Consider the following 11937-nt stretch of genomic DNA (forward strand, 5'->3'; position numbering starts at 1 on the left):
CTGGGGAAGCGGGTCGCATGGCAGCTCGCGTGACGACGTCTGACCTCGTCTCCCGCCTGCTCGCCGAGCAGGACGGGCAGAGGGGGCGTCCGCTGTGCACAGGCGGCCCCGCAGCCCATGCGGTTCACAGCGGGAAAGCGGATACTGTCCTCGGCGGACTCGGTGTCACCGACGTCACCGGTCTCGTCGCCGCCGGCGACGCGACGACCCCTCGGTCCGCACACGAATCAGAGCCGTCATGACCGCCGTCCCGTCGCCGCGACGCAGCACCCGCAGGGCCATCGGCCTCGCGGCTGCGGCGACCGTGATCGCGGCCGGACTCGTGAGCCTGCCGTCACCGGCGTCGGCGGTTCCCTCGCCTCCCTCGGAGGCCGACGTCTATCTGGTGTCGCGCACGGACGAGGGATCGTCGGGCACGCCGTACATCACGCCCGACGGCCAGCGGGTCGCGTACGCGTCCAACGCCGGCGATCTGGTCGAGGGCACCCAGGTCGCGACGCCGAACATCTTCCTCGCGACGGCCATCCGCGGATCCGGCGACCCCTTCTCGGGCCGGCCCCGCCTCGTGAGCCGTCCCGACGCGTCGCTGCCCGACGAGCCGGCGAACGACGTGAGCTACGACCCCGTGACGAGCGCCGACGGCCGGTACGTCGCGTTCGTCAGCCAGGCGACGAACCTCGTGCCGGACGGCGGCACCCCGGGTCGCGCGGCCGTCTACGTTCGCGACATGCGCGCGGGCACCACGTTCCGGGTCGACGCGGGCACCGAGCCGAACGGCGCCGCCTACGAACCGGACCTGAGCGACGACGGCCGTCACCTGGTCTTCACGTCCACCGCGACGAATCTGGCACCGGGCGACACCAACGGCGCTCCCGACGTGTTCGTCGCCGACCTCGACAGCAATGGTGACGGAGCCCTCGGCGACGTCTCCGTGACCCGGCTGCTGGGCTCGCGCAGCGTGCAGGGCGGCACGGCCCAGCCGGCGATCAGCGGCGACGGCGCGTGGATCGCGTTCACCGCCTTCGTCACCGACCCGACCGCAGCGTCCGCCACGCCCGGCGACGTCTCGTCGGTGTTCCGCACCCGTCGCGGCAGCGAGGCCGAGACGCGCATGCTCGTCGCGGGCGCCCACCACGGCGCGGTCGACGCGACCGGCAGCGCCTACGCGGCCGTCGTCGACGACTGCCAGGGCGATCCCGTCGTCGCCGGCGTGACGCTCGACGCCGCCGGCACCCCGTTCGCGGTGGGCATCGGCTGGAACGAGGTGGAGCGCGGCGTCGGCAGTGTCTGGGCGCCGGCGATCTCGGCCGACGGGTCGACCGTCGCGTGGGCGAGCACGCAGCCGGACGCCGGCCTGTCCGAACCGCTCGCCGACCCGGTGGTGCGCGTGGCCGAGCCGGCGTGGCAGGATGCCCGCGCGGGCGAGGTGCCGTGCGCGGGAGACCACGACGACGTCACCGAGCTCGGCGTCGGCGATGCGCCGACGCTGTCGGCGTCCGGCCGCACGGTCGCGTTCGGCGGGCCCAGCGACATGACCACGGCGGAGACCTCGGTCACCGCCGTGGACCGCCAGACCCACGGCGGCCTCTGGGTCTCGAACACGATGGGCGGGCTGACCGTCCCCGGCTACGTCACGAGCGTGGCGATCTCCGAGATCCCGGTGTCGGCGGTCGCCGAGTACGCCGGGGCGCTGGCGGACGTGCCGCTCCATCGACTGCCCGTCTACCGTCTCCCGCTCACTGCGCTGCCGATCCACCGGCTGCCCGTCTACCGCCTGCTGAACGGCGACTCGCCCATCTATCGCCAGCAGGCGGACGATGCCACGCTCCACCGCGTGCCGATCGACCGTTTGGCGCTTCACCGGGTGCCCCTCCAGCGCCTCGACATCCCGGGCGGCTGGCAGCAGGTGCTCGCGGCCACCCCGTTCGCCGGCCGGCTCACGCAGAGCGTGACGCTCGCCGAGGTTCTCGGCTGGGCGGACGAGGCGCTCCCCAGTCGGTCGTCGGGTGCCGCGAAGGAGGCCGCGACGTTGATCCGCAGCCTGTCGCTGGGCGACGTCGACCTCGACGGGTCGGGCATCGACGCCCTCTCGGTCGGGTCGCTCCTCCTCGGCGCAGCGCCGCTCTCCGAGGTCGAGGTGGCCGGCACCGGCTCGCCCCTCGAGCGCTGGCAGGCCCTCGCCGACGCACAGGGCCTCGGCGTCACCGCCGACGACGCGATCTTCCTCGCCGAGCTCGACGCCGCCGGACTCGATCTCAGCCGGACGGGCATCGACGCGGTCCCCCTCAACCAGCTGCCCCTCGACGCCACGATGCTCGACGAGATCACGATGGCTGCCTCCGACGGCCAGCCGGGGCTGTTCCTGGCCGGCACGCCGCTCGGGGCCCTCGAGGTCGACTCGCTGAGCCCCGGTGCGCAGACGGCGCTCTTCGGCGGAACGCGGTCGGGGACGCTCGCCGACAGTGCCGGCGCACTGCGCCCGTCGGCGACACTCGCCGACCTGGCGGCCGGTGCGCCCGACTCGGTCACCGTCGGCACAGTGCTGTTCTCGCTCATCGATCGTGCCGCCTATCCGTGGGAGCAGATCGACCCGACCGTCATCCCCGCCGGCGCAACGGTCGGGCAGACCGCCGATCACGGCTGCGACGGAGGCGGTCGGTGCGGCCGCGTCGCACAGTTCCAGTTCACGTTCGACCCCGGTCCGGGTGAGTCGACCACGTTCCCCGCGCCCACCGCATCGGTGACGCTGCCGGCGTCGTCGCGCCTCTCGCTCGTCCGGGCGACCGGCTCGGGCCCCCGCGTCACTCCGGACGGCGACGAGGTCTACGACGGTCCGGTGCAGGCCGAGGGATCGCTGGTGCGGTTCCCGCTGCCCGACACGGCGGGCGGCACCGTGCGGTCGCTGTCGCTCGAGTACACGGCGAGCCGGCAGCCCGGCGCGTGGAGCTCCCGCGCCGAGCTGACCAGCGGCGACCTGCGTGCGGACGATGAGGTCCTCCTGAGCGCCTCGCAGGAGTACTACGACGTCGCCGACCACAACCGCACGCCGGACGGCCGGTGGCTGGGCACCCCTCAGACACTGGCGGAGGGGGCTCTCCGCTACGAGTGGATCTCGCCCGCGTCGATCGAGCTCGACGACGAGGGTCGGCAGCTTCCGTCCCCTGCCGACGACGAGGACTGGTTCTCCGTCGCACCCCCGAAGCCGGGGCAGCGCCTCGTGGTGTCGTCGGACGCCGCGGACGGCCGGATCTCGCTCACGCTCCTCAAGCCCGCGCAGGCGGTGTCGCCGCTGGGCGTGGCGAGCGTGGGCGTCGCGCCCGGCATCCCCGTCGCCGAGCAGGAGGGGAGGGATGCCGCAGCCCCGGCCGAGTCCGGAGCGGATTCGGGCACGACCGTGCCCGGCCACGTGCTCCTCGACCAGGCGACCGTCGGCGGAGACGGCGCGGTGACGGTGCAGGCATCCTCCGCCCTCGCCGAGGGCGAGGCGAACTGGCTCGTGCGGGTGACGAGCGGGAACGGACTCGCCTCCTCACAGCCCTACTCCCTGCGCGCGGCCTACCTCCCGGAGCCGCCGGAGCAGCGCTGCGCGCCGTGGCTGCCGCCTCTCGACGTCGAGCCGCAGAACCCCGACAATCCGTGGCCGTTCGTCGTCAGCGACCCGGTCGGCGCAGCCACGAACACGCTCTACCTCATCGACACGACGCGCTTCCGGCTGACCCACGGCCTGCAGGCGACCGACGAGGTCGTCGCCGCGATCCGGGCCCTCGACGGCACGGGCGCGGTCGGCGACGGCACGATCTCCGGCGCGATCCTCTCGATCGACACCGATCCCGCCGTCGTGGCGGCCCGCGCGGCGCTCGACCAGGAGCCGTGCTCGATGAGCGCCCGCGGCTCCCTGACCGCCGCGATCACGGCATTCGTCACCGCCGCGGTCGGGGCCGCCACCGAGCAGATCGAGTCGATCGTCATCGTGGGCGGCGACGACATCGTGCCCTTCGCCCCCGTGCCCCAGCACGCCGCTCAGTTCACCGAGGCCGGCCACGCCGCCGAGCTCAGACTCCCCGCACAGCCCGACGGCACCCCCTGCCCTGCCGGGCTCCCGCCGGGCGAGGTCGACCCGTGCGCCACGCCTCTCTCCGCCGCCGCGGCGGCAGGCGTCATCCTCACCGACGACCCGTACGGCCTCGCCGATGCCTACCCGTCCTTCGGCGGCCACCTCTACGTGCCGACCGTCGCCGTGGGGCGCCTGGTCGACACCGCCGACCAGATCCGCGGCCAGCTCGATCGATTCCGCTACGCCGACGGCGTCCTCGCGGGAGACTCCGCTCTGACCGGCGCCTACGGCGCGTGGGCGGAGCTTCCGCAGCTGGTCAGCGAGAAGCTCGCCTGGCGGCTCGGCGCCGACGAGTCGCTGGAGCAGCCGTGGTCCAGGGAGGACGCCGAGTCTCGTCTCTTCCCCCGCGGCGCGGACGCGCCGCGGATCGTGTCGCTCAACGCGCACTCCGACGAGCGGCGTCTGGTGGCCGGCGTCGAGGACGCCGCGACCGGGGCCGTCGACGACGAGGCCGTCATCGACGCCGGCGATCACGCGCCCCCGGCCGTCCCGCGCGCGGAGGAGGTCTTCGACCCGCGCGCGCCGACGAGTCCGCTCGACGGCTCGGTGGTCTTCATGATCGGCGGACACGCGGGCAACAACCTTCCTGCCGCCTACTACGGCGAGGTCACGGACTGGGCGGACGTGTTCTCGCCGGCGGGCGGCTTCGTGGGCAACACCGGCTTCGGCCTCGCGAACGGCGCCGCGACCGCGTTCAGCGAGCGTCTGCTCGGCCTCTACGCCGACTGGATCGGCGTGCAGAGCGCCCGGGGGGCGGTCTCGTCCGGCGCTGCACTCGCCTACGCCAAGCAGGCGTACGCCGGCGCGCTCGGCCTGTACTCCGGCTACGACGAGAAGGTCCTGATGCAGTCGGTGTACTACGGCATGCCGATGTACACGTTCGAGGACTCGACGAAGGATGCTCCGCTCCCTGCGGCGCCCGAGCTCCCGATCGCCGACGGGCCGGCCGGGCTGTCGTCGGCCTCGCTGACGCTGACGCCGTCCTTCGCCACCGTGACCAGGGAGGACCTGACCGGCGAACAGATCACCTACGTCACCGTCGGCGACGAGCAGCCGATCGCCGTTCCCGGCCAGCCCCTGCTGCCGAGGCTGGTGACGCAGATCCCGTCGTCCGACGGCGCGGGCAAGGTGCCCCGTGGCGCGCTGATCACGAGCCTCACCTCCGCGTGGACCGGCACGGTGCGCCCCGCGATCGGCGACCCCGGCATCGGGGTCGAGCGGGCGCCGGTCGTGAAGGACGGTCTCGCCTTCCCCTCCTCCTTCACCTCGATCTCGCGGCAGCAGACGCCGATCGGCGCCGTCAGCCTGCTGGTCGCGGCACCGGCCAACGTGCAGTCGACCACGGGCGGTCTCGGCCGTATCGAGACCTTCCCGTCGATGGGCCTCGAGATCCTCTACGGTCCCGACGGCGGCGACGTCGTGCCGCCCATGATCCGCTGGACGCAGCACCGCGACGGCGAGGTCGCCGTCGCCGCCCAGGACGCCGGCGGCGAGGTGGCCCGCGTGGTTCTCCTGGTGCAGGGTGCCGACGCCCCGGCGGATGACGCGACGCGCGACTGGGAGGCCGTCGAGCTCGACGTCGACGCCGAGGGCGTGTGGCGCGGCGCCATCCCGTCCTCGATCTCGGGCCCGTACCGCTGGATCGCGCAGGCCGTGGACGCCTCCGGAAACGTCGCGACCGACAGCGCGCGCGGGCGCATCCAGGTCGCGCGCGCCGCGGGGCCCGTGCTCGGCGAGCCCGGCGGCCCGCTGACGGTGAACGCCGGCGACCCGGTGGTGCGCAGCATCCCGATCACGGATGCCGCACCCGGCGCTCTCGTCACCGGGTCGTACCTCCTCCTCGACGCCAACGGCCGGGAGCGCGCGGCGGGCCCCGTGACCGTCGCGACGGACGTCGACGGCGCGATGCACGCCGAGGTCGACCTCATCGCCGACACCCCCGGCACGTTCCAGGTCTCGGTGACGGCCTGCAGCGGCGGCCAGGACTGCGGCGAGCCCGTCGCGTTCGACCTGACGGTGCAGTCGCGCAACTCGGCGCCGACGGCATCGGTTTCGCTCGACCGCGAGGGAGTGACACCGGGCAGCCTGCTGACGGCGCAGGCGACCGGTGCCGACCCCGACAGCGGCGACGTCGTGACCCTGGCGTATCGCTGGCTGCGCAACGGCGTGCCGCTCGACGGTGCCGAGGTCGCGATGCTCTCGCTCGACGGCATCGCGCGTCCGGGCGACGTGATCCGCGTCGAAGTGGTCCCGAACGACGGCGATACCGACGGCCACGCCGCCTCCGCCGAGGTCGTCGTCGGAGACGAGCTCGCGCTTCCGACGATCGCTGCCTGGGCGACGTCGGGGGGCGGCACGTACAACGACGGATCGTGGGCGTCGGAAGACGTCGTCGTGTCGTTCACGTGCACGGGCAGAGGCGTCTCGTGTCCGGTGCCGGTCACCGCCTCCGCCGACACCGACGGCACGCGGGTCGAGCGCACCATCACCGATGTGCAGGGACGTCAGGCGACTGCGGGCATCACGGTGCGGCGCGACGCGACCGCCCCATCGCTCTCCCCGTCCGTCTCCCCTGATCCGGTCGCCGTCGGCGGCACCGCCACGGCCGTCCCGGCAGCGGTCGACACCGGTTCGGGAGTCGCCGTGCAGTCCTGCGATCAGCCGGTCACCGCTGTCGAGGGCGCCAAGAGACTGACCTGCCGTGCGACCGATGTCGCCGGCAACAGCGCAGTCACCACCGTCGCGTACACCGTGATCGGTCCCGCCGGATCGATCGGGTCCACGGCGCCGGGCGGCGACCGCCCGTCACCCGGCGTGGGCGTCGGTCCTAGTCCTCGAGCGGAGTGACGGCGGCGACCGCCTGGTCATCCTCGGTCGCGACCAGCTGGCCGCACGCGCCGTCGATCTCCTTGCCGCGGGTGTCGCGAAGCGTGGTGGGGATGCCGGCGTCGTTGAGGCGGCGCACGAACTCGTTCTGCACGGGGACCTCGGACGCCGTCCAGATGGAGCCGGGCGTCGGGTTCAGCGGGATCGGGTTCACGTGCACCCAGCCCCGGCCGCGGGCGTTGAGCTTCTCGGCGAGGAGGTCGGCCCGCCACGCGTGGTCGTTCATGTCCTTGATGAGCGCGTACTCGATCGAGACACGGCGCCCGGTCTTGTCGAAGTACGCCCGTGCGGCGTCGAGCGCCTCGTCGACCTTCCACCGCGAGTTCACCGGGATGAGCTCGTCGCGCAGCCTGTCGTCCGGCGCGTGGAGCGACAGCGCGAACGTCACGGGGATGTCCTCGTTCGCGAGCTTCGTGATGGCCGGCACCAGGCCCACGGTCGAGACTGTCACGCCGCGGGCGCTCATGCCCAGCCCGTGGGCCTTGTCGGTCATCACGCGGACCGCCTGCATCACACGGGCGTAGTTGGCCAGGGGCTCGCCCATGCCCATGAAGACGATGTTCGACACCCGCTCGGCGGAGTGGTCGTCGCGCTTCTTGCCGCCCAGCTGCCCGTCGGCGATCACGCGGTTCGCGCGCACGATCTGCTCGATGATCTCCGCCGCCGACATGTTGCGTGTGAGACCCGCCTGCCCGGTGGCGCAGAAGGGGCAGTTCATGCCGCAGCCTGCCTGCGATGAGACGCACAGCGTGATGCGGCCGGGGTAGCGCATGAGCACCGACTCGACGAGCGCGCCGTCGTGCAGCTTCCACAGGAACTTGATCGTGTCGCCTCGGTCGGTCTCCAGCCGGCGCACCTCGGTGAGCAGCGGCGGGAGCATGCCGTGCACGAACTCCTCGCGTCCTTCCGCCGGGAGATCGGTCATGTCGGCGGGGTCGTGCGTGAAGTGCGTGAAGTAGTGCTTCTCGAGCTGCTTCGCACGGAAGCCGGGCATCCCGAGCTCCTTGACCTTCTCGACGCGCTGCTCAGGGGTCAGGTCGGCGAGGTGGACGGGGGGCTTGCCGCGCTTCGGGCTCGCGAACTGGAGGAGCGGCCGCCCTTCGGCGTCCTTCTTCTGCGACCAGCCTTCCGTGGCGGGACGCACCTGACGGGGCTTCGTGGTGCGCACGGGAGGCTCAGTTGTCATGATCCGAGGGTAGGGGACGCACCTGAACGCACGCCCGAATCAGGGCTACCGTTGACGTGTGGACGCCGCGACCCGCGTCGAGCTCGCCGGTCTGCGTCGCCGCGCCTACGGCCCCGGGGCTGACATCGACGGCGACGCGGAGGCACTGCTGCGCCTCGTCGAACTCGAGGATCTCGTGCGGCGCGAAAACCTCGCCGCGACCGCTCCGGGCTCAGCGGCACCGGGCTCAGCGGCTCCGGGCTCAGCGGCACCGGCCGCCGCGGCGACGCATGCCGCAGCGAAGCCCTCCCGGACCGCTCCGCCCCTGCGCCGGCCGTCACCCCCGACGCGCGCGGCACCGCACACCGCGGCGACGCCCGCCGCCCGGAGCGCTCTCCCGCCGAGCGGCGCACGAGAGGCGGCATCGCCCCCTCCCGCGCCGCGCCGGCCACGCCGGCTCGGCCTCACCCTCGCCCTCGTCGGCGGAGGGCTCGCGGTGGCGGTCGCCGCGGTGATCGGCATCCGGCTGCTGACCGCGCCGGACGAGACGCCCGACGCCCGCTCGACGCTCTCGCCCGCCTTCCAGGCCTCGCGCGCGGCCTACTCGTTCGCGCGCGACACCGATGCGGTGACGCTCCTGAACATCCCGCTGGACGGCTCATTCGGCGGGTTCATCGACCTTCCCTCCGATGGGCACGTGCCCGAGTTCCCGACCACCGGCGAGGTCGAATGGGCGGTGCACCTGGGCGAGTACTTCGGGTGGGATGCCTGGATCGCCGGCGCCATGGTGGACACCGCGGGCTTCCGTCGCGACCACTGCGTGCTGGTCGAACGCGGCGACGTCACCCGAGGACGCTGCGTGCCGGCGTCGATCCGCTCGCAGAGCGCGCTGCTCGTGGACGTGCCGTACACCTTCATGCCCGCCGACGACCGCCCGATCGGGATGCAGGAGGACCAGCGTCTGGGGTTCTGGTGGCGTCGCGACCAAGCGGTCACGGTGCTGCTCGGCGACGATCCCGTGCGATGACGGGACTATGGTTTCCTCGTGGTCCCTCCCGAGAACCTCCTCGCCTTCGTCCTCGCCTCGATCGTCCTCATCGTCATCCCCGGCCCGAGTGTGCTCTTCACCATCGGCCGCGCGCTCGCGCTCGGCCGGATGGGAGGCCTGCTCAGCGTGCTCGGCAACGCGCTCGGGCTCCTTCCGGTCGTCGGACTGGTCGCCCTGGGCGTCGGCGGCATCGTGGCCAAGTCGGTCGTGCTCTTCACGATCGTCAAGGTCGTCGGCGCGGGATACCTGATCTACCTCGGCGTCCAGGCGATCCGGCATCGCGACCGCGCGGCCGACCAGGCCGGCGGCGCGATCGCACCCCGTTCGGCCTGGCGTCAGCTCGGCGAGGGATTCCTGGTCGGCATCACCAACCCGAAGACCATCGCCTTCTTCGTCGCGGTGCTCCCCCAGTTCGTCGATCTGAACGCCGGCGCCGTGCCGCTGCAGATGATGCAGCTCGGCCTGGTGTTCTTCGCCATCGCGCTCGTCTCGGACGGCATCTGGGCGCTTGTCGCCGCGTCGGCGCGCTTGTGGTTCGGCAAGTCGCCGAAGCGCATCGCACGGCTGTCGGCGACCGGCGGCGGGCTGATGATCGGCCTGGGCGGGCTCCTGCTCTTCACCGGCGGAGACCACTGACCCGCAGCATCCGCTCGTCTGCTCCGGCGGTCCGCGCGCGGATCAATCTGTCGAAGCGGATGCCGCGAGCCCGAGGTTGACGAGAGTGCCGTCGGGGTCGCGCACCTGCGCCACCCGCTCGCCCCACGGCATGTCGGCGGGCTCGGCCACGGTGTCGCCACCGGCGGAGCGCCAGCGCGCGAAGGCGTCATCGACGTCGTCGACGTAGAACCACAGGGCGATGCGATCCCCCGCGCCGCGCCCGGGCGTCGCGGGATCGCGGGCGATGCCGAGCGACGCCCCGCCGATCGCGAGCGAGACATAGTCGTCTTCGTCGGCGCTGCCGAAGCGGTAGCTCACCCGAGCGTGGAGTGCGTGCTCGTAGAAGCTGACCAGCCGCGGCAGGTCACGCGTGAGCAGGATGGGGAACAGACTCCGCACGCCCATCCCCCCACCCTACGCGCGGCGGTCAGTCCAGGAAGATGTCCGGGAAGAGCTGATCGTCGGGCGTGCCCGGCACGGCGGCGTAGCCCGAGAAGTCGGTGACGCCCGCCTCGCGCAGCACGTCCTCGACGATGAGCGTCTGGCCGGTGTACTCGGTCGCCGGCTTGAGGAACACCTCGTAGGCGGCGTCGGCGTACACCTCGGGGGTGCGGCTCACCTTCATCATCGCGTCGCCGCCGAGGGCGAACTGCACCGCGGCCGTCGCGATGGTCGTCGCCGGCCACAGCGTGTTCGCGGCGATGCCAGCCTTCGCGAACTCCGCCGCGAAGCCGAGGGTCGTCATCGTCATGCCGTACTTGGCGAGCGTGTAGCCGGTGTGCGCGCCGAGCCACTTCGGCGACAGGTTGAGGGGCGGCGACAGCGACAGGATGTGCGGGTTCTCGGCGTCCTTCAGGATCGGCACGGCCGCGCGGCTGAGCATGAAGGTGCCGCGCACGTTGACGTCCTGCATGAGGTCGTACTTCTTCGCGGCGAGGTCGAGCGAACGGGAGAGGTCGATGACGCTGGCGTTGTTCACGACGATGTCGATCCCGCCGAACTCTCCCTGCGTCTTGAGCACGGCCTCGGTCACGTCGTCGTCGTCGCGCACGTCGCCGACGATCGGCAGCGCCTCGCCGCCGGCTTCGCGGATCTGCTCGGCGGCGGAGTGCACGGTGCCTTCGAGCTTCGGGTGAGGGGTGTCGGTCTTCGCGAGCAGCGCGATGTTCGCGCCGTCACGGGCGGCGCGCAGCGCGATCGCGAGGCCGATGCCGCGGCTGCCGCCCGACATCAGGATGGTCTTGCCGGCGAGGGTCGGGGCCGGACCGGTCGAAGGGGTCACGCGTTCTCCTTGGTTGAAGCCTTGCGCGATGCGGCGGCGAAGGCGGCCACGCGCATCTGCGACTCGGGGGTGTCGAAGCGGGCGCCGATCGAGGCGGCCTCATCGTCGAGGTTCTCGGCAAACGGCCGGTCGGCGCCCATGCGCACGAGTCGCTTGGCGTGGCCGAACGCCGCGGTCGCGTTCGCGAGCCAGAAGCCCGCGATCTCCTCCGCGCGACCGGCGACCTCTGCGGCGGGGAGCACTTCGGCCACCAGCCCCCACTCGAGCGCCTCTTCGGCGCTCAGGGTGCGGTCCTGCAGCAGGAGCTGCAGCGCGCGTCGCTGACCGACCGCCGCCGGGAGCAGGGTCGAGACGCCGAGGTCGGGAGTCAGCCCGATGTTGGCGTACTTGCTCACGAACTTCGCCGAGTCGGCCGCGACGATGTAATCGGCGGTCAGCATCAGGCCGAGCCCGCCGCCCGCGACGGCGCCCTGCACCGCGGCGACGATCGGCTTGTCCGACAGCGCAAGCGTGCGGATGCCCTCGTGGATGACGTGAGCCGTCTCGGTGACGGCTGCACCGCCGGCGCCGGACGTCGCCATCGCGACCACATCACCGCCGGCGCAGAAGGCCGGGCCGGCGGCATCCAGGATCACCGCACCGACCGAAGGGTCGGAGGTCACCGCGCGGGCGATGTCGCGCCAGCGGCCGCCCATCTCGAAGTCCATCGCGTTCAGCGACGCCGGCCGGTTGAAGGTCACGCGGGCGAGCCCGCGCTCGACGTGGAGGAGGATCGAATCGCTCAT

General features: G+C 72.7%; 7 protein-coding genes. 3 read left to right on the plus strand and 4 right to left on the minus strand.

The window, feature by feature from the left end; genetic code table 11:
* Positions 1 to 238 precede the first annotated feature (238 nt).
* Positions 239 to 6961, plus strand: a complete 6723-nt coding sequence (locus tag H9622_RS04145; protein WP_191764502.1) for a PD40 domain-containing protein — start codon at positions 239 to 241, stop codon at positions 6959 to 6961.
* Here the strand turns inward: H9622_RS04145 and rlmN are convergent.
* The gene (gene rlmN, locus H9622_RS04150) at positions 6942 to 8186 is read right to left on the minus strand and encodes a 23S rRNA (adenine(2503)-C(2))-methyltransferase RlmN (protein ID WP_191764504.1); all 1245 of its coding nucleotides are present in this window, start codon (positions 8184 to 8186) and stop codon (positions 6942 to 6944) included. The genes H9622_RS04145 and rlmN overlap by 20 nt on opposite strands.
* Before the next feature lie 58 nt (positions 8187 to 8244).
* On the opposite strand from rlmN, the gene H9622_RS04155 reads away from it, so the two are divergent.
* Together H9622_RS04155 and H9622_RS04160 are read left to right on the plus strand one after the other, a co-directional pair.
* Positions 8245 to 9192: a hypothetical protein gene (locus tag H9622_RS04155; protein WP_191764506.1), complete on the plus strand. Its 948-nt coding sequence runs from the start codon at positions 8245 to 8247 to the stop codon at positions 9190 to 9192.
* A gap of 18 nt (positions 9193 to 9210) precedes the next feature.
* Positions 9211 to 9849, plus strand: a complete 639-nt coding sequence (locus tag H9622_RS04160) for a LysE family translocator (RefSeq protein WP_191764508.1) — start codon at positions 9211 to 9213, stop codon at positions 9847 to 9849.
* Positions 9850 to 9891: 42 nt separating this feature from the next.
* Here the strand turns inward: H9622_RS04160 and H9622_RS04165 are convergent, their stop codons facing one another.
* The 3 genes from H9622_RS04165 to H9622_RS04175 are packed head-to-tail and all read right to left on the minus strand — an operon-like array spanning position 9892 to position 11937.
* Positions 9892 to 10275 carry a VOC family protein gene (locus tag H9622_RS04165; RefSeq protein WP_191764510.1) on the minus strand — a complete coding sequence of 128 codons (384 nt, stop codon included), beginning with the start codon at positions 10273 to 10275 and terminating at the stop codon, positions 9892 to 9894.
* A gap of 22 nt (positions 10276 to 10297) precedes the next feature.
* The gene (locus tag H9622_RS04170; protein ID WP_191764512.1) at positions 10298 to 11152 is read right to left on the minus strand and encodes an SDR family oxidoreductase; all 855 of its coding nucleotides are present in this window, start codon (positions 11150 to 11152) and stop codon (positions 10298 to 10300) included.
* Positions 11149 to 11937, minus strand: a complete 789-nt coding sequence (locus H9622_RS04175; protein WP_191764514.1) for an enoyl-CoA hydratase/isomerase family protein — start codon at positions 11935 to 11937, stop codon at positions 11149 to 11151. The genes H9622_RS04170 and H9622_RS04175 overlap by 4 nt, the downstream gene beginning before the upstream one ends.

The sequence above is a fragment of the Microbacterium gallinarum genome (genome assembly GCF_014837165.1).
GTDB lineage: Bacteria > Actinomycetota > Actinomycetes > Actinomycetales > Microbacteriaceae > Microbacterium > Microbacterium gallinarum.

Coding starts and splice junctions, on each gene's coding strand:
- H9622_RS04145 (WP_191764502.1), top strand. CDS start 239: ATGACCGCCGTCCCGTCGCCGCGACGCAGCACCCGCAGGGCCATCGGC.
- rlmN (WP_191764504.1), bottom strand. CDS start 8,186: ATGACAACTGAGCCTCCCGTGCGCACCACGAAGCCCCGTCAGGTGCGT.
- H9622_RS04165 (WP_191764510.1), bottom strand. CDS start 10,275: ATGGGCGTGCGGAGTCTGTTCCCCATCCTGCTCACGCGTGACCTGCCG.
- H9622_RS04175 (WP_191764514.1), bottom strand. CDS start 11,937: ATGAGCGATTCGATCCTCCTCCACGTCGAGCGCGGGCTCGCCCGCGTG.